General features: G+C 36.3%; 16 protein-coding genes, 5 tRNA genes and 3 rRNA genes. 14 read left to right on the plus strand and 10 right to left on the minus strand.

The genetic code is table 11. The features are described 5' to 3' along the window. The first annotated feature begins 1 nt into the window (after window position 1). From OZP08_RS01575 to OZP08_RS01590, 4 genes are all read left to right on the plus strand, one after another. The gene (locus OZP08_RS01575) at window positions 2-1675 is read left to right on the plus strand and encodes an alpha-amylase family glycosyl hydrolase (RefSeq protein WP_281322834.1); all 1674 of its coding nucleotides are present in this window, start codon (window positions 2-4) and stop codon (window positions 1673-1675) included. A gap of 148 nt (window positions 1676-1823) precedes the next feature. Beyond that, the gene (locus tag OZP08_RS01580; protein WP_268848010.1) at window positions 1824-2510 is read left to right on the plus strand and encodes a glycerophosphodiester phosphodiesterase; all 687 of its coding nucleotides are present in this window, start codon (window positions 1824-1826) and stop codon (window positions 2508-2510) included. 130 nt (window positions 2511-2640) lie between these two features. Continuing rightward, entirely contained in the window at window positions 2641-3849 is a 1209-nt protein-coding gene (locus tag OZP08_RS01585; RefSeq protein ID WP_268848011.1) for a BaiN/RdsA family NAD(P)/FAD-dependent oxidoreductase, read from the plus strand. Between the two features lie 89 nt (window positions 3850-3938). Continuing rightward, window positions 3939-4682 (plus strand): hypothetical protein, encoded by a 744-nt coding sequence (locus OZP08_RS01590; protein WP_268848012.1) that lies wholly within the window; start codon window positions 3939-3941, stop codon window positions 4680-4682. Between the two features lie 53 nt (window positions 4683-4735). Here the strand turns inward: OZP08_RS01590 and OZP08_RS01595 are convergent, their stop codons facing one another. Then, window positions 4736-5212 (minus strand): TspO/MBR family protein, encoded by a 477-nt coding sequence (locus OZP08_RS01595; RefSeq protein ID WP_268848013.1) that lies wholly within the window; start codon window positions 5210-5212, stop codon window positions 4736-4738. A 111-nt stretch (window positions 5213-5323) separates the two neighbouring features. Here OZP08_RS01595 and OZP08_RS01600 point away from each other — a divergent pair, with 111 nt between their 5' ends. The 6 genes from OZP08_RS01600 (at window position 5324) to OZP08_RS01625 (ending at window position 10134) form a co-directional block, all read left to right on the plus strand. Further along, complete coding sequence (locus OZP08_RS01600; RefSeq protein WP_268848014.1) at window positions 5324-6406, plus strand: diphosphomevalonate decarboxylase; 1083 nt, start codon at window positions 5324-5326, stop codon at window positions 6404-6406. 39 nt (window positions 6407-6445) lie between these two features. Then, entirely contained in the window at window positions 6446-6640 is a 195-nt protein-coding gene (locus OZP08_RS01605) for a hypothetical protein (RefSeq protein WP_268848015.1), read from the plus strand. Between the two features lie 48 nt (window positions 6641-6688). Beyond that, on the plus strand, window positions 6689-7627 hold the full coding sequence (locus tag OZP08_RS01610) for a mevalonate kinase family protein (RefSeq protein ID WP_281322835.1): 939 nt from the start codon (window positions 6689-6691) through the stop codon (window positions 7625-7627). Window positions 7628-7674: 47 nt separating this feature from the next. After that, the gene (locus OZP08_RS01615) at window positions 7675-8631 is read left to right on the plus strand and encodes a geranylgeranylglycerol-phosphate geranylgeranyltransferase (protein WP_281322836.1); all 957 of its coding nucleotides are present in this window, start codon (window positions 7675-7677) and stop codon (window positions 8629-8631) included. Between the two features lie 148 nt (window positions 8632-8779). Next, window positions 8780-9685 carry a pseudouridine synthase gene (locus tag OZP08_RS01620; RefSeq protein WP_281322837.1) on the plus strand — a complete coding sequence of 302 codons (906 nt, stop codon included), beginning with the start codon at window positions 8780-8782 and terminating at the stop codon, window positions 9683-9685. A gap of 86 nt (window positions 9686-9771) precedes the next feature. Continuing rightward, on the plus strand, window positions 9772-10134 hold the full coding sequence (locus tag OZP08_RS01625; protein WP_268848016.1) for a nuclear transport factor 2 family protein: 363 nt from the start codon (window positions 9772-9774) through the stop codon (window positions 10132-10134). Between the two features lie 452 nt (window positions 10135-10586). On the opposite strand, the gene OZP08_RS01630 is transcribed toward OZP08_RS01625, so the two are convergent. The 8 genes from OZP08_RS01630 to OZP08_RS01665 all read right to left on the minus strand — a co-directional run bounded on the left by OZP08_RS01630 (window position 10587) and on the right by OZP08_RS01665 (window position 17272). After that, a tRNA-Leu gene (locus OZP08_RS01630) sits at window positions 10587-10672 on the minus strand. A gap of 7 nt (window positions 10673-10679) precedes the next feature. Next, window positions 10680-10752, minus strand: a tRNA-Phe gene (locus OZP08_RS01635). A gap of 72 nt (window positions 10753-10824) precedes the next feature. Beyond that, window positions 10825-10934: ribosomal RNA gene (gene rrf, locus OZP08_RS01640) — 5S ribosomal RNA — on the minus strand. A 130-nt stretch (window positions 10935-11064) separates the two neighbouring features. Beyond that, a 23S ribosomal RNA gene (locus tag OZP08_RS01645) occupies window positions 11065-13948 on the minus strand. A gap of 142 nt (window positions 13949-14090) precedes the next feature. After that, window positions 14091-14164 (minus strand) — tRNA-Ala (locus tag OZP08_RS01650). Window positions 14165-14314: 150 nt separating this feature from the next. After that, window positions 14315-14388: transfer RNA gene (locus OZP08_RS01655), tRNA-Ile, on the minus strand. Window positions 14389-14518: 130 nt separating this feature from the next. Then, a 16S ribosomal RNA gene (locus tag OZP08_RS01660) occupies window positions 14519-16032 on the minus strand. The 16S, 23S and 5S rRNA genes sit together here with 4 tRNA genes alongside, the layout of an rRNA operon. Before the next feature lie 1158 nt (window positions 16033-17190). Beyond that, window positions 17191-17272: transfer RNA gene (locus tag OZP08_RS01665), tRNA-Leu, on the minus strand. A 109-nt stretch (window positions 17273-17381) separates the two neighbouring features. On the opposite strand from OZP08_RS01665, the gene OZP08_RS01670 reads away from it, so the two are divergent. Beyond that, window positions 17382-18770, plus strand: coding sequence for a dipeptidase (locus OZP08_RS01670; RefSeq protein WP_268848017.1), 1389 nt, complete (start codon window positions 17382-17384; stop codon window positions 18768-18770). Between the two features lie 344 nt (window positions 18771-19114). Here OZP08_RS01670 and OZP08_RS01675 read toward each other — a convergent pair whose 3' ends face one another. After that, window positions 19115-20485 (minus strand): saccharopine dehydrogenase family protein, encoded by a 1371-nt coding sequence (locus tag OZP08_RS01675; protein ID WP_268848018.1) that lies wholly within the window; start codon window positions 20483-20485, stop codon window positions 19115-19117. A 205-nt stretch (window positions 20486-20690) separates the two neighbouring features. On the opposite strand from OZP08_RS01675, the gene OZP08_RS01680 reads away from it, so the two are divergent. From OZP08_RS01680 to OZP08_RS01690, 3 genes are all read left to right on the plus strand, one after another. Beyond that, window positions 20691-21092: a DUF423 domain-containing protein gene (locus OZP08_RS01680; RefSeq protein ID WP_281322838.1), complete on the plus strand. Its 402-nt coding sequence runs from the start codon at window positions 20691-20693 to the stop codon at window positions 21090-21092. Window positions 21093-21157: 65 nt separating this feature from the next. Then, the gene (pckA, locus tag OZP08_RS01685) at window positions 21158-22759 is read left to right on the plus strand and encodes a phosphoenolpyruvate carboxykinase (ATP) (RefSeq protein WP_281322839.1); all 1602 of its coding nucleotides are present in this window, start codon (window positions 21158-21160) and stop codon (window positions 22757-22759) included. A 224-nt stretch (window positions 22760-22983) separates the two neighbouring features. After that, entirely contained in the window at window positions 22984-24084 is a 1101-nt protein-coding gene (locus OZP08_RS01690) for a DUF4407 domain-containing protein (RefSeq protein WP_281322840.1), read from the plus strand. Window positions 24085-24138: the final 54 nt, after the last annotated feature.

Genomic DNA, 24138 nt, shown 5'->3' on the forward strand with positions numbered 1-24138 from the left:
AATGACAAAAAAAATCACAACACTGTCTTTTTTGCTATTATTGATTACTTCAATAGCTTTTGCACAAGCAAAAAAAGAAAGAAATGTAAAATCAAAAACCGAAAAAACGCCCTTTGTTTGGGAAGGCGCCAATTTGTACTTTTTGATGACAGATCGTTTTTATAACGCAGATAAATCAAATGATGTCAATTTCAATAGAAACAAAAAAACCGGTAAACTCCGTGGTTTCGAAGGTGGCGATATCAAAGGAATTATTCAAAAACTAGACGAGGGTTATTTTACAAAACTAGGTGTCAATGTAATTTGGTTTACTCCTATTGTCGAACAAATTCACGATGGAGTAGATGAAGGAACAGGCTTTAGTTATGGATTTCATGGATATTGGGCTAGAGATTGGACAGCTTTAGATCCAAACTTCGGAACCAAGAAAGACTTAGCCGAATTGGTAAAAAAAGCCCATAACAAAGGAATCCGTATTATGCTTGATGGTGTAATTAATCATACTGGTCCAGTTACCGATGTAGATACTGTTTGGCCGGAAGGTTGGGTTAGAACAGAGCCTAAATGTCAATACAGTAATTTTGAAAACACAACCGCTTGTACATTAGTGGCCAATTTACCCGATGTAAAAACGGAAAGCACTACTGCTGTAAGCCTCCCTCCTTTTTTAATCGAAAAATGGAAAGCCGAAGGAAGATACGAAAAGGAAGTGGCTTCATTGGATGCCTTTTTTAAAAGAACAGGCTACCCAAGAACTCCAAAATATTATATCATAAAATGGCTTACAGATTATATTACTGAGTTTGGAATTGATGGTTATAGAGCTGATACCGTAAAACATACCAACGAAGGTGTTTGGGCAGATTTCAAAACACAATGTGATAATTCTTTTTCCGAGTGGAAAAAAAATAATCCAACCAAAGTATTGGACAATAATCCATTTTACACTATTGCGGAAGTCTATAATTACAACATCAGTAGTGGACAACTATTTGATTTTGGCGACCGAAAAGTAAATTATTACGAAAATGGTTTTTCTGCTATGATTAATTTTGAATTTAAAAGCGATGCTCAAAAAGAATATTCTTTTATATTCAAAAAATATTCAGATTTGCTCAATAATCAATTGAAAGGATATTCAGTCCTGAACTATTTGTCTTCGCACGATGATAGTTCTCCTTTTGATCCCAATCGAACAAAAAGCATCGAAAGCGGAACGAAATTATTGCTAACACCAGGTATTTCCCAAATCTATTATGGAGATGAATCGGCACGATCATTAGTCGTCGAAGGAACTCAAGGAGATGCAACATTGCGTTCGTTTATGAATTGGGATGTCATAATAACTAATAAAACAACGCAACAGGTACTTACACATTGGCGAAAATTAGGTCAATTCAGAGCCAATCACCCATCGGTAGGAGCTGGTGTAAATGCAGAGATTTCAACAAAACCTTATGTGTGTTCCAGAACTTTTGCTAAAGGAAACTATACAGATTCAGTTGTAATCGGATTGGATTTGGTTAAAGGGAAAAAAGAAATTCCGGTAGGATCAGCATTTAAAGAAGGTGCAAAACTTAGAGATGCTTATTCCGGTAAATTAGCAACTGTTTTAAATAAAAAAGTTATGATTGACAGTGAGTTTGATATTGTATTATTAGAAATAAAAAAATAATATCGAATAATATTCATCAAAACGCCTTTAGAAATGAAGGCGTTTTTTTATGTTTACATTTTACTAGCGTTATGAAATCACCATGATTCCTAAAGATAAATAGGAATGGCAAAATCATTTTCCATTAAAAAACAAACAACATCTTGATATGAATAAAATTCTCAAAATAGGACATCGCGGAGCCAAAGGATATGAACCCGAAAATACATTGATCTCTTTTCAGAAAGCAATAGAAATGGGGGCAGATGGTATTGAACTGGATGTGCATTTAAGTTCAGATGGTCATTTGGTCGTTATTCATGATGAAACCATAGACAGAACAACTAACGGGAAAGGCATTGTAAACCAACTCTCCTTGCAGGAACTCAAATCGTTTCGCATCAATGATCAATATGAGATTCCAACATTAGAAGAAGTTTTCGATTTGGTTAATAAACGTTGTTTTATCAATGTTGAATTAAAAAATCAAGATACCGCTGAGCAAGTAGTTCAATTGATTGAGCGTTATATCTCAGACAAAAATTGGAATCATACTCATTTTCTAGTGTCAAGTTTTGATTGGAATGCCTTGCAACAAGTTAGACTTTTAAACGACGATATCCGAATTGGAGTTTTAACAGAAACCGATTTGGATTTGGCTATTTCTTTTGCCCGATTTCTAAAAGCCGAAGCCTTGCATCCCGACTTTCAATTATTAACCAATGACTATACTACCAAAATACAAGAGAAAGGGATTCTTGTTTTTCCATGGACAGTAAATAAGAAAGAGGCTATCCAAGAAATGAAATCATTCAAAGTAGATGGAATAATCACAGATTTCCTTGACCGTATTTAAAAAGTTTAGACTCAATAGTCATTAGAAAACGAATGCTTACCTTTGCATTCAAAATTATTTGATGCTTTTATCTTTATAAAACAACAAATAGTAAATCAATAGAACACAGTTTCAATTTCCATACTCAATCATGAATCAAAATTTTGACATACTAATAGTTGGCGGAGGTGCCGCAGGGTTTTTTACAGCTATCAATATTGTAGAGAAAAATCCAAAAACTAAAGTTGCCATTCTAGAAAGAGGATCAGAAGTACTGGGAAAAGTTCGTATTTCTGGTGGAGGACGCTGCAATGTAACCCATGCCTGTTTTGAACCAAACGAATTGGTAAAGTTTTATCCTCGTGGTGAAAAAGAATTACGAGGTCCTTTTCATCAATTTTGTTCTGGAGATACAATAGAATGGTTTGAAAAACATGGAGTCGAACTCAAAATTGAAGAAGATGGACGCATGTTTCCAGTTTCTAATTCTTCCCAAACCATTATCGATTGTTTTGTAAAAACAACTCAAAAGCTTGGGATTAAAGTACTCACTGGTCAAAGCGTTCAGTCGATATTCAAAAAAGATAATTTTTGGAAAGTCGAAACGCAAAACGAAAATTATATTGCAGAAAAATTGGTTCTTGCCACAGGAAGTAATCCTAAAATTTGGGAAATGCTTCAACAACAAGGTCATGCAATAGTAAGTCCAGTTCCTTCATTATTTACATTTAATATAAAAGACCCACGTATCAAAGAATTACCAGGCGTGGCGGCACAAGTTACCGTAAAGGTAAAAGATACCAAATTGACTTCAACAGGTCCATTATTAATCACACATTGGGGAATGAGTGGTCCGGCAATCTTGAAATTATCGGCTTGGGGAGCAAGAACTTTGTTTGATAAAAACTACCAGTTTACCATATTTGTCAATTGGCTCAACGATGTTGATACCGAAGACGCCGAAAAACTTTTAAAAACTTTAAAACAAGAACACGCTAAAAAAGCTGTTTCGAAGAAATCTCCTTTCGAATTTCCAAATCGTTTATGGGAGAGTTTAGTTTTAGCATCGAATATTGAAGCCGAAACCAAATGGGCTGATTTATCCAAAGTACAATTACAAAATTTATCCAATCAATTAACAAATGGTACTTTTCAAGTAAATGGAAAAAGCACCTTTAAAGAAGAATTTGTAACTGCAGGCGGAATCGATTTAAAAGAAATCAACTTCAAAACAATGGAAAGCAAACTCCATGAAAATCTTTATTTTGCTGGAGAAATTGTAAATATTGACGCCATTACAGGTGGATTCAACTTCCAGAATGCCTGGACAAGTGGGTTTATTGTGGCGAATTCAATTTAATTAAAGAATTAATTAACAAAAAATTACATCAATTCTAAGTTTTTCTTAGGGACTATTAGGATACTTTTACTTTCAATAAATACTTACAAATGAACGTAAAATTACTTTTAGTATTATTCTTATTTACATGTCAATTCAGTTTTTCACAAACGAAAAAGTTTCTTACTGGAGTTGTATCTTCGGAGAATTTTTTACTGTATAACGTAGATGTGATCAATAAAACTTCACAAAAAAGCACCACAACAAATGAAAATGGAGAATTTATAATTGCCGTTAAACCTAATGATAGCCTCTTCTTTTATATAAAAGATTTTAATTTAAAAAAACTAAAAGTATCTCAAAAGCTGATAGACCAAAACAATCTGCAAGTTGAAATGCTTAAAAAGGCCGAGCTATTAGAGGAAGTATTAGTTGAAAAAAAACAAAATTTAAAATTAAGTAAAGACAAAAAATACGAGCAAAGTAAACTAGATCAGTATACCACAGAAAAGTTTGATAATAACGAAGGATTTCAAGCTATGAGAGAGGGCACGTTTGTTAACGGATTAAATTTTATTACACTTGGCAAAAAGTTTATAGACTTATTCTCAAAAGAAAAAGAACCTCAAAAAGAAACTACTCCTGAAATTGAATTTGCAGTACTAGCAAAAAACATCTGTGATCAAAAATTTTATCTAGAAACTTTAAAATTAAAACCAGACGAAATTGATCTTTTTCTTCAATTTTGTGATGCAGATCCTAAATCCAAAAAAGTAGTTAAGGATAATAATGTGCTTAGCATGATGGATTTTTTGACCATAAAAAATAGAGAGTTCAAAAAACTGAAACTTTAAAATAATTTATGAACTACAGTGCAAACTGATTGCTGCAAACTATCGACTGCAAATTACCTATTCAACCACCAAATACTGCCATTCAAAATCGTGGCAAAACTCACCCAAAGTAAATAAGGGATAAATAAATACCCTGAAATTTTATTGATTTTGGCAAATTGAATATAGGTTTCATAAATCATCAACCATAGAATAACTATTTCTAAACCAGCTAGCATTGGATTTTTTAGTCCAAAAAACAAATACGACCACAATGCATTTAAAGCAAGTTGAATAGCAAAAAACAATAATGCTTTTTTAACGATTTCTTTTTCAAAATCTATTCTGTCCCAAACCAATCCAGCTGCAAGTCCCATCATGATATAAAGCATACTCCAAACAGGAGCAAAGATCCAGTTAGGAGGATTAAAACTAGGCTTAATCAATGTAGGATACCAAGTTGTAATTGCAGAACGGGTAATAATTCCTGAAAAATAACCCACCGTAAGACAGGTAACAACTATAGATAATATTCGAGTAATCTTATTCATTTCACTTTTTTTAGAGGCCCCAAAAATACTTAAAAATTCTAACGATTAACTAAATAAACCAATAAACGGGTTGGACAAAAAAAGTATCTTTGCAAAAAAATAATACAATCCATGTTTGAAGCCAACGATTTCATTCCATCAAAATACAATCACACAATAGACCAAGGTAGTTTTTCTTGGAGCGCACCCAGTAATATAGCTTTAGTAAAATATTGGGGCAAAAAAGAGAATCAAATTCCCGCGAATCCATCGGTTAGTTTTACTTTGAATAATTGCAAAACGATAACAACTCTGGCTTTCGCCAAAAGACAAAACGACGGTAATTTTTCTTTCGATTTGCTATTTGAAGGAAAACCCAAAGAAGATTTCAAACCAAAAATTCAGAAATTCTTAGAGCGAGTTGCAATATACTTGCCTTTTCTGAAAGACTATCATTTTACGATTGACACTCAAAATACATTTCCACACAGTTCAGGAATTGCATCTTCGGCATCTGGAATGGCAGCTTTGGCGATGAATTTTATGAGTTTAGAAAAAGCTTTAAATCCAGCAATGTCCGAAGATTATTTCTACAACAAAGCTTCTTTTCTGGCACGACTAGGATCAGGAAGCGCCTGCAGAAGTGTAAAAGGCCAAGTGGTAGTTTGGGGCAATCAAGCCAATATAAAAGGAAGTTCGGATTTGTACGGAGTTGAATATCCGTATGCAATCAATGATATTTTCAAAAATTTTCAAGACACAATTTTGTTGGTTGATAAAGGCGAAAAACAAGTTTCGAGCACTTTAGGCCATGATTTAATGCACAACCATCCTTTTGCCGAAAGGCGATTTGCCCAAGCGCATGAAAATTTAGATAAACTAATTCCTGTTTTTGAAAATGGGAATCTTGAAGAATTCATCAAAATTGTAGAAAGTGAAGCTTTGACCTTACATGCTATGATGATGACTTCTATGCCCTATTTTATTCTAATGAAACCCAATACTTTGCAAATCATTAATGCCATTTGGAAATTTAGAAATGAAACAAAAATACCTGTTTGTTTTACCTTAGATGCTGGAGCAAATGTGCATGTTTTGTATCCAAATACTGCTAAAGAAAAAGTGTTACAATTTATTGTATCCGAATTAGTTGACTATTGTCAAAATGGGCAGTATCTTTGCGATGAAATAGGCAATGGTGCTGCAACGGGGTAAAGGATTTTTTTCTATCTTTAACTTTTAATTGCTACGGTCATGGAATTAAATTCAAAAAAACTAGAACTGATTAAAAGGATATTAGAGACCAATGATATTGACCTTCTGGAAAAAATAAAAGCAATTTTTGAAGAGAAAGAAAATGAGATTTGGGAAGAATTAACACCCGAACAGCAAGAAGAAATAAACATAGCAATACAAAATGAAAATCGTGGAGATGTTGTCGATTTTTAAAAACATATTAAATAATTACCAACTACAAATTGATAATTTAAAATAAAAATGAAAGGACCTTTATTTTACTCAAAAATATTACTCTTTGGAGAATACGGAATTATCCGTGACTCAAAAGGTTTATCAATTCCTTATAACTTCTATAATGGTGCTTTAAAGAAAGACGCAAATCCTTCAGAAGAAGCTTTGCAATCCAACGCACATTTAAAACGTTTTGTAACTTATTTAGAGCAATTACAAAAGGAGCAACCTGATTTGGTAACTTTTGATTTAGATACTTTAAGTAATGATGTCCAAACAGGAATGTATTTTGACTCAAGTATTCCTCAAGGATATGGTGTGGGTAGTAGTGGTGCTTTGGTAGCTGCTATTTATGACAAGTATGCAAACAATAAAATTACCGTTTTAGAGAATTTAACACGTGAAAAATTATTGACTCTAAAAGCTATTTTTTCGCAAATGGAAAGTTTCTTCCACGGAAAAAGTTCAGGATTAGACCCTCTAAACAGTTATTTGAGTATTCCAATTTTGATCAACTCCAAAGATAACATTGAAGCTACCGGAATTCCTACCCAAAGTTTTAATGGTAAAGGAGCAGTATTTTTATTAGACTCAGGAATTGTTGGAGAAACGGCTCCTATGGTTAATATTTTTATGGAAAACCTGAAAGACAAAGGGTTTCGTACGATGTTAAAAAACCAATTTGTTAAATACACAGACGCTTGTGTAGAAAATTTCTTGGGCGGCGATATGAAGTCATTATTTGAAAACACCAAAAAACTATCTAAAGTAGTTTTGAATAATTTCAAACCAATGATTCCGGAACAATTTCATAGTATTTGGCAAGCAGGAATAGATTCAAATGATTACTACTTAAAATTATGTGGCTCAGGTGGCGGTGGCTATATCCTAGGATTTACCGAAGATTTAGAACGTGCAAAAGCATCATTGAAAGATTTTAAGTTAGAAGTAGTTTATCAATTTTAATACTAAACCACTTAAAGCATAGCATTTACAAACTCTAAACCTACTCCATGTTAAGCAGGCAGAATAAACTATTTGTATTAAAAATTATCAGTTTATTTTCTGTGGTTAGAGGGTATAATATCCCTATTATAGCTTTAGCTCAATATCTATCAGCCATATTTATACTAGCGCCAGAAAAAAGGGCCCTATCAATAATTCTTGACTTTCAGCTGTTTATTATTGTATTGGCTTCTAGTTTAACGATTGCTTCAGGCTACATAATCAATAGTTTTTACGACAGTAAAAAAGACTTAATCAATCGTCCCAATAAATCGCAATTAGATCGATTGGTAAGCCAAAAAACAAAACTTCAAGTATATTTTAGTCTTAACTTTTTTGTGGCCTTAATCGCGTTTTTTGTTTCTTTTAGGGCTGTTTTATTCTTTTCAGTTTATATTTTTCTTATATGGTTTTATTCACATAAAATCAAGAAGTACACTTTGGTAGGGAATTTAATGGCGGCTTTTTTAGCGGTCCTCCCCTTTTTTGGAATTCTGCTCTATTTTTACTTAAAAATGCCATTGTATGAAATCGAAAACAATAGCGCTAAACTTTCTGTAATTCTTTCCCATGCATCTTTCCTTTTCCTATTAATATTGATTCGGGAAATGATAAAAGATTTAGAAAACTTAAAAGGAGATTTGGCAAATGATTACAAAACCATTCCAATTATTTATGGAGAAGAAATATCTAAAAAAATAATTACAGGATTGACGCTTATGACTATTGTACCCGTCTATTTTTTAATAAATGTTTATGACGTTGGTTATATGGACATTTATTTTTACAGTTGCTTTATTGTTCTCATTTTCTTTTTACTTTATCTCTGGAAATGGAATACAAAGGAGCAATACATATTACTGCATAACGTTTTGAAATTCCTTATTGTTTCAGGTGTATTTTGCATTGTGCTAATCAATCCAAGTGTTTTATGGAATGGTAAAAAAATATTAATGACAATTTAGATTTCTATTTATTAAAAATTTATTTCATAATTTATTCAATTTAAATATTAAATTAAAATCCATTTAACGAACTAGTTAGCTTTTTCTAATTGCTAAAAATCGTTTCTCAATGATATAAATAGTATCTTTGCACAAATTATAGAATATTATGAACAATAAGGAAGGCAATAACAAAAGAAGTAGTTCTAGAACAACAAGCTCTAGACCAAGTTCCAATAAGCCAAAACCTGCGATGCCAAAAAGGGCTCAAGGTCCAAAAAAAGTAAAAACCATTGTTAAAGTTGCCGATACTACTGATAAAGTAGAGAAAAAACCAAACCAAGCACCAAAAAGACCTAAAGCGAAAGATGAAATTCGCTTGAATAAATATATCTCAAACTCAGGAACGTGTTCAAGACGTGATGCTGATATTTACATTCAATCTGGAAATGTAAAAGTAAACGGGATTCCTGTTACAGAAATGGGGTACATGGTAAAACCAGGAGATGTTGTTAATTTTGACGGGGTAGTTTTGACTCCAGAGAAAAAAGTATATATCTTATTAAATAAGCCTAAAAATTTTACTACAGCTCTTGATGAAGGTCAAGAATATCGTAATGTATTAGAGTTGGTAAAAGGTTCTACTAATTCTAAAATTGGACCTATAGGAAGAATGGATAAGAATACAACCGGATTATTGTTGTTTACCAATGATACTGATATGATCCGTAAGTTTACATTACCGAATCAAAAATCATCAAAAATTTACCAAGTATCTTTAGATAAAAATTTAAAATTTGAAGATTTAGAAAAAATAAACAAAGGCCTTGTCCTTGATGGTCACCGTGTTCATGTTGATGATGTAAGTTATATTGATGGTGAAGCTAAAAGCGAAATAGGAATTCGATTAAAATCTGCTAACGTAAAAGTGGTACGTTCTATTTTTGAACATTTTAATTATGATGTTTTAAGAATTGACCGTGTAGCTTTTGCAGGTTTGACCAAAAAGAATTTGCCAAGAGGAAATTGGAGAATCTTAACAGAACAAGAAATTATCAATCTGAAGAACGTATAATATCCTTTCGGAAAAACTCATTAAATCCCTTTTACTTCAAAACGTAAAGGGATTTTTAATTTAATACTATTTAAAAACAAGTAGGAATGACACCAGAAAAATTACAATCAATTGCCTTTAAATGGTTTGATGCATTCAATAATCATAATTTAGAACAGCTATTATCTCTTTATGATGATGATGCCGAACATTTTAGTCCAAAATTAAAAATTAGAAAACCCGAAACTCAAGGATTAGTTAAAGGAAAGCAAGCATTGCGAGATTGGTGGCAAGATGCGTTTGATCGCTTGCCTTCATTGCATTACAAAGTAACCTCCCTTACCGCGAATTCAGATCGTGTTTTTATGGAATATGTACGAACAGTTGATGGTGACGAAGATATGCTTGTGGCTGAAGTTCTCGATATAAAAGAAAATAAAATTATAGCTTCAAGAGTATATCATGGATAACAACTAATCGTACTGTAACAAAACAAAATACAAAGCTTAGCAAAAATAAATCTCATTTCACTATAACGGAATGAGATTTTCTGTTTTATCTGATAAAAACACTTCAGAGCAGTCAGTTCATACACGAATTTATAGGCAACCTATAATGAGACTATTATTTCAGAATTTAGGCTCTATACAAAAGATTCCTGTCTGTTATTCTACATGCTTTTTCTCAAAGACAACATCACAATTATTTTCACTCCTGAAATATATCTTCATAAGAAAACACAAAAAAAGATTTTTTAAACCCAAAATCAAGGCTTTAAAGACATAATGGGGAAATAACTCAGATTACTATCTTTTGATTAACTACAAGTCTTTGTATTGATCTTCATCAAAGCATTAAGATCATTTAGTAATAGGGATAAATAAAAAAACTCCACTTAGCATTTGCTAAATGAAGTTTCTTGTACTCAGAGCGGGACTTGAACCCGCACGAACATTGCTGTTCACTGGATTTTAAGTCCAGCGTGTCTACCAATTTCACCATCCGAGCATTATAGTGGTACCTCCAGGGATCGAACCAGGGACACATGGATTTTCAGTCCATTGCTCTACCATCTGAGCTAAGGTACCTATTACTTACCTTAAAAAAGGAAAGTTTTATAAAAAAATCCTCAACAATTAAATGATGAGGATTTTTCAAAAGAAAGGCGACGACATACTCTCCCACATAACTGCAGTACCATCTGCGCAGGCGGGCTTAACTACTCTGTTCGGGATGGGAAGAGGTGAGCCCCGCCGCAATAACCACCTTAAGGTCGTTTTGCAATGGGTATTCCGACTTTTTCGGAACAACATTACACAATATCTTAACATACTGAGATAAAGAACATAAAAAGCATATTAGAAAGTTCTCTCCCGAGTCCTGAGACTCGGGAAAAGGATGTACATAAGCTTACGGGTTATTAGTACTACTCGACTATGACATTACTGCCTTTACATCTATAGCCTATCAACGTGGTCATCTTCCACGACCCTTAAAAGAAATCTCATCTTGTGGTGGGTTTCGCGCTTATATGCTTTCAGCGCTTATCCCTTCCAAACGTAGCTACTCTGCGGTGCCCCTGGCGGGACAACAGATACACTAGAGGTTTGTCCAATTCGGTCCTCTCGTACTAGAATCAGATCCACTCAAATTTCTAACGCCCACAGTAGATAGAGACCGAACTGTCTCACGACGTTCTGAACCCAGCTCGCGTGCCACTTTAATGGGCGAACAGCCCAACCCTTGGGACCTTCTCCAGCCCCAGGATGTGACGAGCCGACATCGAGGTGCCAAACCCCCCCGTCGATATGAGCTCTTGGGGGAGATCAGCCTGTTATCCCCGGCGTACCTTTTATCCTTTGAGCGATGGCCCTTCCATGCGGAACCACCGGATCACTATGCTCTACTTTCGTACCTGATCGACCTGTATGTCTCTCAGTCAAGCTCCCTTATGCCATTGCACTCTACGCACGGTTACCAAGCGTACTGAGGGAACCTTTAGAAGCCTCCGTTACTCTTTTGGAGGCGACCACCCCAGTCAAACTACCCACCAAGCAATGTCCCCCACAATATGGGGTTAGGCCTCAGATAAACAAAGGGTTGTATTTCAACAATGACTCCACAACGCCTGGCGACGCCACTTCAAAGTCTCCAACCTATCCTACACATCATTTATCCAAGGTCAATACTAAGCTATAGTAAAGGTGCACAGGGTCTTTTCGTCCCACTGCGGGTAAACGGCATCTTCACCGTTACTACAATTTCACCGAGCTCATGGCTGAGACAGTGTCCAGATCGTTACACCATTCGTGCAGGTCGGAACTTACCCGACAAGGAATTTCGCTACCTTAGGACCGTTATAGTTACGGCCGCCGTTTACTGGGGCTTCAATTCAATGCTTCTCCGAAGATAACATCTCCTCTTAACCTTCCAGCACCGGGCAGGTGTCAGGCCCTATACTTCATCTTACGATTTTGCAGAGCCCTGTGTTTTTGATAAACAGTCGCCTGGACCTCTTCACTGCGGCCCCGATTACTCGGGGCGACCCTTCTCCCGAAGTTACGGGTCTATTTTGCCTAATTCCTTAGCCATGAATCTCTCGAGCACCTTAGGATTCTCTCCTCGACTACCTGTGTCGGTTTACGGTACGGGTACTTATTACCTGAAGTTTAGAGGTTTTTCTTGGAAGCCCTTAGGCGCACTATCTCTTTGTCCGAAGACTCCGAGTACTATCGTATTTCCCCAAGCCGCGTGGATTTGCCTGCGCAGCTTATAGGTAGGTACTTCAACGAACTATTCCGTCAGTTCGCGGCGCTTTCATCACTCCGTCACCCCATCACAGTAATAACTAGTACGGGAATATTAACCCGTTGGCCATCGACTGTCCCTTTCGGGTTCGCCTTAGGTCCCGACTAACCCACAGCTGATTAGCATAGCTGTGGAAACCTTAGTCTTTCGGTGTGCGGGTTTCTCGCCCGCATTATCGTTACTTATGCCTACATTTTCTTTTCTAACCAGTCCAGCATACCTTACGATACACCTTCAACCCTGTTAGAATGCTCCCCTACCACTTACAGTAAACTGTAAATCCATAGCTTCGGTAATATGTTTATGCCCGATTATTATCCATGCTCGTCCGCTCGACTAGTGAGCTGTTACGCACTCTTTAAATGAATGGCTGCTTCCAAGCCAACATCCTAGCTGTCTGGGCAGACAAACCTCGTTCTTTCAACTTAACATATATTTGGGGACCTTAGCTGATGGTCTGGGTTCTTTCCCTCTCGGACTTGGACCTTAGCACCCAAGCCCTCACTGCACGGAAACATTATATAGCATTCGGAGTTTGTCAGGAATTGGTAGGCGGTGAAGCCCCCGCATCCAATCAGTAGCTCTACCTCTATATAACTTTACGCCGTGCGCTGCACCTAAATGCATTTCGGGGAGTACGAGCTATTTCCGAGTTTGATTGGCCTTTCACCCCTACCCACAGGTCATCCGAAGACTTTTCAACGTCAACCGGTTCGGTCCTCCACTGTGTGTTACCACAGCTTCAACCTGCCCATGGGTAGATCACACGGTTTCGCGTCTAACACTACTGACTAAAGCGCCCTATTCAGACTCGCTTTCGCTACGGATCCATGGCTTAACCACTTATCCTTGCCAGCAACGTTAACTCGTAGGCTCATTATGCAAAAGGCACGCCGTCACCCAACGAATGGGCTCCGACCGCTTGTAAGCGTATGGTTTCAGGATCTATTTCACTCCGTTATTCACGGTTCTTTTCACCTTTCCCTCACGGTACTGGTTCACTATCGGTCTCTCAGGAGTATTTAGCCTTAGCGGATGGTCCCGCCAAATTCAGACAGGGTTTCACGTGCCCCGCCCTACTCAGGATACCACTATCCTTTACACTCATTACCCATACGGGACTATCACCCTCTTTGGTTCTACTTTCCAGTAGATTCCGGTTCTTTGTGCAAGAAATATCGTGGTCCTACAACCCCAACATTGCCGTAACAACATTGGTTTGGGCTAATCCGCGTTCGCTCGCCACTACTTACGGAATCACTTTTGTTTTCTTCTCCTCCGCCTACTTAGATGTTTCAGTTCAGCGGGTTTGCCCACCTATCGGTGTACTATGTCTTCAACATAGTGGGTTGCCCCATTCGGGTATCTACGGATCGAATCGTGTGTGCCGATCCCCGTAGCTTTTCGCAGCTTATCACGCCCTTCATCGCCTCTGAGAGCCTAGGCATCCCCCATACGCCCTTATTTTGCTTATTGTACCAATCATAAAATCAATTATGACCGTTTTGTTTCGTTTTACTTAAATAAATCAAGTAAAACTGCTTTCTACTTTTTATTATTTCTTATCTCAATATGTCAATGAACTTTATTGGCTTTTAGCCATAAGCTTTCGCTCTTGTGGAGAATAACGGAGTCGAACCGTTGACCTCCTGCGTGCAAGGCAGGCGCTCTAGCCAGCTGAGCTAATCCCCCAATTTTAGTTATGAGTTATTAGTTATGAGTTATGAATCACAGCTCATAAGGTCTCAACCCTAGAATTTCCTTTTATTAAGTATTTTTCAGTTTTTTTTTTAAATCTTAAATCTAAAATCTTCATTCTTAAATCTAAAATCTCAAATTTTGTAGTCCCGGGCAGACTCGAACTGCCGACCCCTACATTATCAGTGTAGTACTCTAACCAGCTGAGCTACGAGACTCTGTTTTTACTTAATTCTTATTCTTTTTTTTTAAATTAACAGCAAGAGTAATAAAACGTCCACATTCGTTCCCAAATAGTCCTTTTCGTCTTCTTTCTCCAGCGTGCTTGCGCTAACACTGAAGCTCTAGAAAGGAGGTGTTCCAGCCGCACCTTCCGGTACGGCTACCTTGTTACGACTTAGCCCTAGTTACCAGTTTTACCCTAGGCAGCTCCTTGCGGTCACCGACTTCAGGCACCCCCAGCTTCCATGGCTTGACGGGCGGTGTGTACAAGGCCCGGGAACGTATTCACCGGATCATGGCTGATATCCGATTACTAGCGATTCCAGCTTCACGGAGTCGAGTTGCAGACTCCGATCCGAACTGTGACCGGTTTTATAGATTCGCTCCCCCTCGCGAGGTGGCTGCTCTCTGTACCGGCCATTGTAGCACGTGTGTAGCCCAAGGCGTAAGGGCCGTGATGATTTGACGTCATCCCCACCTTCCTCACAGTTTGCACTGGCAGTCTCGTTAGAGTTCCCGACATGACTCGCTGGCAACTAACAACAGGGGTTGCGCTCGTTATAGGACTTAACCTGACACCTCACGGCACGAGCTGACGACAACCATGCAGCACCTTGTAAATTGTCTTGCGAAAGATCTGTTTCCAAATCGGTCAATCTACATTTAAGCCTTGGTAAGGTTCCTCGCGTATCATCGAATTAAACCACATGCTCCACCGCTTGTGCGGGCCCCCGTCAATTCCTTTGAGTTTCATTCTTGCGAACGTACTCCCCAGGTGGGATACTTATCACTTTCGCTTAGCCACTGAACTTGCGCCCAACAGCTAGTATCCATCGTTTACGGCGTGGACTACCAGGGTATCTAATCCTGTTCGCTACCCACGCTTTCGTCCATCAGCGTCAATCCATTAGTAGTAACCTGCCTTCGCAATTGGTATTCCATGTAATCTCTAAGCATTTCACCGCTACACTACATATTCTAGTTACTTCCTAATAATTCAAGTCTAGCAGTATCAATGGCCGTTCCACCGTTGAGCGATGGGCTTTCACCACTGACTTACTAAACCGCCTACGGACCCTTTAAACCCAATGATTCCGGATAACGCTTGGATCCTCCGTATTACCGCGGCTGCTGGCACGGAGTTAGCCGATCCTTATTCTTACAGTACCGTCAAGCTCCTACACGTAGGAGTGTTTCTTCCTGTACAAAAGCAGTTTACAATCCATAGGACCGTCATCCTGCACGCGGCATGGCTGGATCAGGCTTGCGCCCATTGTCCAATATTCCTCACTGCTGCCTCCCGTAGGAGTCTGGTCCGTGTCTCAGTACCAGTGTGGGGGATCTCCCTCTCAGGACCCCTACCCATCGTAGCCTTGGTAAGCCGTTACCTTACCAACTAGCTAATGGGACGCATGCTCATCTTTCACCGTTGTGACTTTAATTAAAAATCGATGCCGATCTTTAATACTATGAGGTATTAATCCAAATTTCTCTGGGCTATCCCTCTGTGAAAGGTAGATTGCATACGCGTTACGCACCCGTGCGCCGGTCTCTTGGTCCGAAAACCAATACCCCTCGACTTGCATGTGTTAAGCCTGCCGCTAGCGTTCATCCTGAGCCAGGATCAAACTCTTCATCGTATATTGTTTGAGATTTAAATCTCTTTATTTATTTGACTGAAGGTCTAGTGGTTTTATTCAAATCTTTCGATTCTATTACTCTTATTTCTTTTGTCTCGATTAATCGAGACGGCTGTCAATTCAATATGTCTAGGAACGTATCTTAATTCTTTCTAAGATTCACAACTCAGTGTGAGTCCGTGTTTCGCGCTTTTCGTTGTTTCTCAAAGCGGGTGCAAAACTAGCAATTCTTTTTTTAACCGGCAAGAAAAATTTGAAGTTTTTTTTAGAAATTTTTTATCTCTTTTCTTCTCTTTCTCTATCCAGTCTCTCAAGGAACGTTGCGCATTTTGCGGGGTGCAAAAGTAAACATCATTTTTAATTCTCGCAAGCTTTTTGAAATCTTTTTTGATTTTTTTTTCAAACTTAATTTCTCTTTCCTGCCAGTCTCTCTATGAACGTCTGCGTTGTTGCGGGTGCAAAAGTAGACCTTTTATTCGCTTAAACAATACTTTTTCTAACCTTTTTTTAACTTTATAATAAAGTTTTTTTCAACACTTTGGTTTTGCGCTATTTACATTTCTTCTTTTTTACGTTTCTTTCCGTTTAGCTCTCACTTTGGAGTGGTTTTTGACGTTTTGCACCGTTTTTAGTGGCAGATTGGGGATATCGGCATTCAAATTGCAGACAGATACAACCAATTCAGCTAAGCCAAAACACCTATTTATACAGATTCCCACCTCAAAACAGTCTCTCCTATATATAAGGTATATGTTTTTATATACTCCTATTATTATATATGACACCTTATATATAGAAGAATCTCTCTTATGAAAGACCTATGCCCTAGCCCCGATAGCAGTGGAAATCCTTGTTGGCCGGTGTTCGGACATCAAGATTGGAACGAAGAGCGGGATGAAGCTACTAATTAGCTAAACTAATCGAAACGAATTGCTTTGACTAGTGAAATTACACCATTATATATAGGTAGCAATAATTACAATGAATTGATTCACTCAAAATATAAAAACACATAAGGAATCAACTAAGAAAAGAATTTAAATAAAAAACTCCCAAATCAAGAAGCTTTCAGCAAAAACAACAGAAGTTTCAAGATAACACAGGATAACCTTCATTTTTTTCCACAAAAAAAGCCCAAACTAATGTTTGGGCTTTCTGTGCGGATAATAGGACTCGAACCTACACGCCTTGCGGCACCAGATCCTAAGTCTGGCATGTCTACCAATTTCACCATATCCGCGTAATTGTGGGTGCAAAGATAATCATAACTTCCATATTTCAAAACATTTTTTAAAAAAATATTCATACTATTTTTTGTATTTTTGATTCTTCAAAAAAATAACGACCCTATGGAAGACATAAAATCATACGTTACAACACACAAAGACCATCTTATCAACGAGTTAATAGACCTCTTAAAAATTCCGTCTGTTAGTGCAGACACTGCATATTCTCAAGATGTTCTTGACACAGCCGAGGCTGTTAAGACAAGTTTAGAGAAAGCAGGATGCGATTTTGTCGAAATTTGTGAAACTGCAGGCTACCCTATTGTTTACGGCGAGAAAACAATCGACCCAAAATTACCTACTATTTTAGTTTATGGACATTATGATGTTCAGCCAGCAGATCCATTAGAATTATGGACTTCTCCTCCTTTCGAACCTGTTATTAAGAAAACCGATCTTCATCCAGAAGGCGCTATTTTTGCCAGAGGAGCTTGTGATGACAAAGGTCAAATGTACATGCACGTAAAAGCGTTCGAATATATGATACAAAGCAACACTTTACCTTGCAATGTGAAGTTCATGATTGAAGGAGAGGAAGAAGTTGGTAGTGTTAACCTAAAAACCTTTGTTGAAAACAATACCGAAAAACTAAAAAACGATGTGATCTTGATTTCGGACACAGGAATGATTTCCAATCAACAACCTTCAATCACAACTGGACTTCGCGGTTTAAGTTATGTAGAAGTAGAGGTTACAGGACCTAATCGTGACTTACACTCAGGTTTATATGGTGGTGCAGTTGCTAACCCTATTAATGTATTGGCAAAAATGATTGCCTCATTACATGACGAAAACAATCATATTACCATTCCTGGTTTTTATGACAACGTAGAGGAACTATCTCTGGAAGAAAGAGCAGAAATGGCCAAAGCTCCTTTTAATCTCGACAACTACAAGAAAGCTTTAGATCTAAACGACATTTATGGCGAAAAAGGATATGTAACCAATGAACGTAACTCAATTAGACCAACATTGGATGTCAACGGAATTTGGGGTGGTTATACAGGAGAAGGTGCAAAAACCGTTATTGCGAGCAAGGCTTTTACCAAAATCTCAATGCGTTTAGTCCCTAATCAAGATTGGGAAGTCATAACTGATTTGTTCACCAAACATTTTACCAATATAGCTCCATCTGGAGTTACTGTAAAAGTTACACCTCATCATGGTGGTCAAGGTTATGTTACACCAATAGACAGCATTGGTTACAAAGCAGCCAACATGGCGTATACTGAAACCTTTGGTGTTCCAGCTATTCCTGTACGTTCAGGAGGAAGTATTCCTATTGTAGCTTTGTTTGAAAAAGAACTAAAAAGCAAAACGATATTGATGGGCTTTGGTCTAGACAGCGATGCTATTCATTCTCCAAACGAACATTTCGGGATTTTTAATTACCTAAAAGGAATTGAAACCATTCCTTTATTTTACAAATATTTTGTAGAATTGAGCAAATAAGATTCTATTCCAAACAACTAAATCCGTTCCAAGTGAGCGGATTTTTTTTGGCCTTGTTCAAAATAAAATCATCTTAATTAGGAGCTGTTTCCAGCTATCCGTTGTAATCTTATAAGCCGAACACCAGCTCATAAGGATTTCCACTCCTATCAGGGCTAGGGTATTTAGTTTTCATAAGACATTAATTTTTTAGAACTATATAAAACTGCAAGAACATATTGTACAAATAAAATACCAATCACCTATTCAAGTTGAACCTTCAAAGTAACATCAAGAAACAACAAATCCGCCTTATTGGGCGGACTGTGTCTAAAAAAAAATCTAAAAAAAAACTAAAAAAAACGTTAACTAAATACTTTATCAGGATTGTATCCTATATAAGGCATTGCTTGTTCATTAAAAACAACACCATACTCTTCTAACTCTTTCAAAATTGGCAGATACACTTCCTTACGTATAGGAAGCTGTACTCCTGGAGTTGTAATTTTACCGTTCAAGATTAACAAAGTTGCCATTGCAACTGGTAATCCTACTGTTTTTGCCATAGCGGTATAGGTTTGATCTTCACCAATACATACCATTTTTGAATCTATTTGTCTTTCTTCTCCTCCGTGTTTATACCCAAACTTGTGATACATAACAATCATATCTTTATCTTCTGGCTCTAAAGCCCAACTTTCGCTAAGTATTTTTTCAAGAATTTGTGCAGGAGTAGCATCTTTCAATCCCACTTTTTTATTACGATTGAATAAATCCAATTCTAAAAGCTTATCCCACATGATATCATCCTGGTCAATTTTTAGAATCAAACGCATTTTAATTTCAACTGAATCAGTTGGATGGTATGGGAGGAAGGAATTCACAAATTGTCTGTAGCTCATGTTTTCAGAATTTTCCATGATATAACTATCATCCGTCATACCCAATTGCACAAACATATTCCATGCTTTAGAGAATCCTACTCTTCGGATTGTTCCTCTATATAAGGTAAGAACATTATCCAAACCATAAACACTTCTATATTTTAAAGAGTCTCTGTTAGAATATGCTTCAAACTTACCGTAACCTTCTACTTCCAAAAATTCTGTTCTACGAAACAAATTCACATACGGGATGTATTTATAAGTTCCTTCTTGTATAAACTTTGCAGCTCCACCTTGACCAGCAAGAACTACATTCCTTGGCGCCCAGGTGAACTTATAATTCCATAAATTATTATCCGATTCTGGCGCTACTAAACCTCCGCAAAAAGATTCAAACAATAGCATTTCACCTCCTTTTTCTCGAATTTCATCAATCACTTTCATAGCACTCATGTGATCAATCCCTGGATCGAGTCCAATTTCATTCATGAAAATTAGATTATTCTCTTTGGCTAACTTATCCAATTCTTGCATTGCATCACTAATATAAGATGCCGTTACCAGATGCTTTTTATATACAATACAATCTTTAGCTACCTCTATATGAAGATGTGCAGGCAACATTGAAATAACAATGTCAGCTTTTTCAATTGCACTTTTTCTTTGATTCTCATCAAATATATCTAAAGCAATAGGAGTTGCATTAGGATGATTATTGGTCTTTTTTTCAGCCAAAGCCAAAGATAAATCACCAATAACAAGATGCAAATCTTCTGATACCGATTTGTTCAAAAGGTATTGTATTAAAGAAGAAGCAGATCTTCCTGCCCCAATAATTAGAATAGTTCTCATAATTCAATAAATATAACACAAATATATAATATTGTTGAATTTACAACAAATGGTTTGTAAAAATAAATCAAGCAATGTTAAAAAAACTTCTTTCTAAATAGCAAAGGCGATATTTTATCAATTTCGCTAAAATTTAAGAAGTGTATTACAAAATACTTCTAGATTAAAAATAAAGAAATACTTTTGTTCAAAATTAATAAAGACAATGGAAAAGAAAATAATCTCAACTGGGGCCCTATTGGGTATGATTGCAATAATTTTAGGAGCTTTTGGTGCACATGCACTAAAAAACGTACTCTCCTTAGAACAACTTTCTACTTTTGAGACAGGTGTACGATATCAAATGTACCATGCATTATTTTTATTATTTATTGGCACAACAAATATCATTAATCAGAAAACAAAAAAAAATATTTATAATTTAACTTTAATTGGAACCATACTCTTTTCTGGTTCTATTTACTTATTGGCAACAAACAATCTTACTACAATAGATTTTAAAATTTTTGGGTTTGTAACCCCTATTGGAGGCATATTACTTATTTCAGCTTGGCTTAAGTTATTCTTCGATATTTTAATCCCGATGAAAAAGAAAACTAAAATATAATATGGTTCTAAAAAAAATTATACTTTTGCAGTAAAATAAACAACACTCACAAAAATTAATTTTTTATGGACAACTACGCCTTATCTGCGAAATCGATTTCGTTAAATGAACTGGGAATTGAGAATGCTAAAATTCAGTATCAACTAACACCTAACGAGTTACATGATATTACAATCCAATCTGGGCAGGGAGTAGAAAATTCTTCTGGAGCTTTGGCTATAAATACAGGTGAGTTTACTGGACGATCTCCTCAGGATAGATTTATTGTCAAAGATAGTATTACTGAAGACAAAGTATGGTGGGGAAAAGTGAATATTCCGTTTGAACCTGCTGCTTTTGATGCTCTTTATAAAAAAGTAACGGCCTATTTATCAAACAAAGAAGTTTTTGTTAGAGACTCTTATGTTTGTGCCGACCCAAATTACAGATTGAATGTAAGAGTAGTTACAGAAACTGCTTGGTCTAATTTGTTTTGTTACAATATGTTCTTGAGACCAGAAACAGAAGAATTGAAAGGTTTCACTCCTGAATGGACTGTAATTTGCGCTCCTGGTTTTCATGCAGATCCATCAGTAGATGGAACTCGTCAAAGTAATTTTGCTATTCTAGATTTTACAAAAAAAATCGCCTTAATAGGTGGTACTGGTTATACTGGAGAAATGAAAAAAGGAATTTTCTCTGCTTTGAATTTTGTTTTACCAGTTTTCAAAAACACTTTACCAATGCACTGTAGTGCAAATGTTGGAGAAGAAGGTGATACTGCTATCTTCTTTGGTTTATCCGGAACAGGAAAAACAACTTTATCTGCTGATCCAGAAAGAAAACTAATTGGTGATGATGAACATGGATGGACTAACGAGAATACTGTTTTCAATTTTGAAGGTGGTTGTTATGCCAAAGTAATTAATCTAACAGAGGAGAATGAACCAGACATTTTTAGAGCGATCAAAAAAGGAGCTATTCTAGAAAATGTAGTTTTCAAAGCTGGAACAAATGAAGTTGATTTTCATGATGTTTCTATTACTCAAAACACAAGGGTAAGTTATCCTATTGACCATATTGATAATATTCAGCCTGGTTCTATTGGTAAAAATCCAAAAAATATATTTTTCTTAACAGCCGATGCTTATGGTATTTTGCCTCCTATCTCAAAATTGACACCAGGTCAGGCAGCTTACCACTTTATTTCTGGTTATACCGCTAAAGTTGCAGGAACAGAAGCTGGTGTTACAGAACCTCAACCTAATTTCTCAGCTTGTTTTGGTGCTCCATTTATGCCATTACATCCAACTAAATATGCTGAAATGCTTAGCAAAAAAATGAAAGATGCTAATGTAAAAGTTTGGCTTATTAATACAGGTTGGACAGGAGGTCCTTACGGTACAGGAAGCCGAATGAAATTAAAATTCACTCGTGCTATGATTACTGCTGCATTAAAAGGAGAATTAGATAATGTTGAGTATGTAGATCATAAATCATTTGGTATTGCAATTCCGCAATCATGTCCAAATGTTCCTAGTGAAATCTTAAATCCAAGAAATACTTGGGAAGACCAAAATTTATACGATACAAAAGCTGTTGAATTAGCTCAGAAATTTAAAGCTAATTTTGCGAAATTTGAAGAATTTGCCAATGCCGAAATAATGGCTGGCGCACCGATTGCTTAAGTTACTATTAATTCAAAACCAAAAGAGCTGTTCCTAATCGAACAGCTCTTTTTTGTTTATACGAACATATCTAAATTCATTTTACAACACCTAACCAAAAACAAATCAACATTTTATACCAATATTAATTTTTTGGCGTTAAATTTGCATCATCAATTCCGAGATAATTATCGGGACAAAAATCAATCAATCAATCAATCAATCAATCAATCAATCAATCAATCATGTTAAAACAATTCTTTATCCTCTGCTCAGGGGCAGACAAACAGCTCCTAGAAGGTTGTTCAGATGGCGAACAAACCAAATTTGTTGGTATTGGTGCCACAGTTTTTTTTACAGCAGTTATGGCTTTTATTGCCAGTGCTTATGCCCTTTTCACTGTTTTTGACAGTGTTTACCCTGCTCTGCTTTTTGGACTTGTTTGGAGTTTACTTATTTTTAATCTTGACCGTTTTATTGTTTCTACCATTCGAAAAAGAGATCGCTTTAGTAGTGAAATAATGCAGGCTACTCCTCGAATTCTCTTAGCTATTATCATTGCAATCGTAATTTCAAAACCTTTGGAGATTAAAATTTTTGAAAAAGAAATTAATACCGTTTTATTGAAAGAAAAAAATGCCATGGCTTTAAATAACAAAAAAGAAGTGGCAAATTATTTCAAATCGGATTTAGACAAAAATAAAGCCGAAATTACGAGTCTTAAAGCAGAAATTGCCAATAAAGAAAAAGAAGTCAACACTCTTTATGAAACCTACATTAAAGAAGCCGAAGGAACTGCTGGAACAAAGAAGATGGGTAAAGGTCCTGTCTTTAAAGAAAAAATAGCCAAACACAATCTAGCTTCAAAAGAACTGGATACCATCCGAAAAAACAATTTAGCCAAAATTGCTGCATTAGAAAAAGCTTCTAAAACATTGCAAACCGATCTGGACAAAAAAGTTGTCGCAACCCAACCTGTCATTGATGGTTTTGATGGCTTAATGGCGAGAATCAATGCCTTAAACAAATTGCCTTGGCTTCCGTCCTTTTTTATAATGCTACTTTTCTTAGCAATTGAAACTTCACCAATTATTGCCAAATTATTATCTCCTAAAGGTGAATATGATTTTAAATTAGAAGACATAGAAACAGCCTTAAAAGCGACAATTGAACAAGATAAATACCAACGTACCCTATTAATCAAAGCTAGTGCAATGATGCATGATAAAATCTATGCCGATATTGTTGAAGATAAAAACTTATACAATTTGCAAAGAAAAAATACAATTGAATTATTAGAGCAACAATCTCATAATTTTGTAAAAAAACAAATGAGAACATTATAAAAATTAGCGTAAAATAAGGAGTAAGAAAACAACAATGGCTTAGCCCTTTCCATA

The sequence above is a fragment of the Flavobacterium aestivum genome (assembly GCF_026870175.2).
Lineage (GTDB): Bacteria > Bacteroidota > Bacteroidia > Flavobacteriales > Flavobacteriaceae > Flavobacterium > Flavobacterium aestivum.

Excerpts from the sequence above, each read along its gene's own strand:
- OZP08_RS01620 (WP_281322837.1), top strand. The coding sequence starts at position 8,780 with ATGAACAATAAGGAAGGCAATAACAAAAGAAGTAGTTCTAGAACAACA.
- OZP08_RS01595 (WP_268848013.1), bottom strand. The coding sequence starts at position 5,212 with ATGAATAAGATTACTCGAATATTATCTATAGTTGTTACCTGTCTTACG.
- pckA (WP_281322839.1), top strand. The coding sequence starts at position 21,158 with ATGGACAACTACGCCTTATCTGCGAAATCGATTTCGTTAAATGAACTG.
- OZP08_RS01690 (WP_281322840.1), top strand. The coding sequence starts at position 22,984 with ATGTTAAAACAATTCTTTATCCTCTGCTCAGGGGCAGACAAACAGCTC.
- OZP08_RS01575 (WP_281322834.1), top strand. The coding sequence starts at position 2 with ATGACAAAAAAAATCACAACACTGTCTTTTTTGCTATTATTGATTACT.
- OZP08_RS01590 (WP_268848012.1), top strand. The coding sequence starts at position 3,939 with ATGAACGTAAAATTACTTTTAGTATTATTCTTATTTACATGTCAATTC.
- OZP08_RS01605 (WP_268848015.1), top strand. The coding sequence starts at position 6,446 with ATGGAATTAAATTCAAAAAAACTAGAACTGATTAAAAGGATATTAGAG.
- OZP08_RS01610 (WP_281322835.1), top strand. The coding sequence starts at position 6,689 with ATGAAAGGACCTTTATTTTACTCAAAAATATTACTCTTTGGAGAATAC.
- OZP08_RS01670 (WP_268848017.1), top strand. The coding sequence starts at position 17,382 with ATGGAAGACATAAAATCATACGTTACAACACACAAAGACCATCTTATC.
- OZP08_RS01675 (WP_268848018.1), bottom strand. The coding sequence starts at position 20,485 with ATGAGAACTATTCTAATTATTGGGGCAGGAAGATCTGCTTCTTCTTTA.
- OZP08_RS01580 (WP_268848010.1), top strand. The coding sequence starts at position 1,824 with ATGAATAAAATTCTCAAAATAGGACATCGCGGAGCCAAAGGATATGAA.
- OZP08_RS01600 (WP_268848014.1), top strand. The coding sequence starts at position 5,324 with ATGTTTGAAGCCAACGATTTCATTCCATCAAAATACAATCACACAATA.
- OZP08_RS01625 (WP_268848016.1), top strand. The coding sequence starts at position 9,772 with ATGACACCAGAAAAATTACAATCAATTGCCTTTAAATGGTTTGATGCA.
- OZP08_RS01585 (WP_268848011.1), top strand. The coding sequence starts at position 2,641 with ATGAATCAAAATTTTGACATACTAATAGTTGGCGGAGGTGCCGCAGGG.
- OZP08_RS01615 (WP_281322836.1), top strand. The coding sequence starts at position 7,675 with ATGTTAAGCAGGCAGAATAAACTATTTGTATTAAAAATTATCAGTTTA.
- OZP08_RS01680 (WP_281322838.1), top strand. The coding sequence starts at position 20,691 with ATGGAAAAGAAAATAATCTCAACTGGGGCCCTATTGGGTATGATTGCA.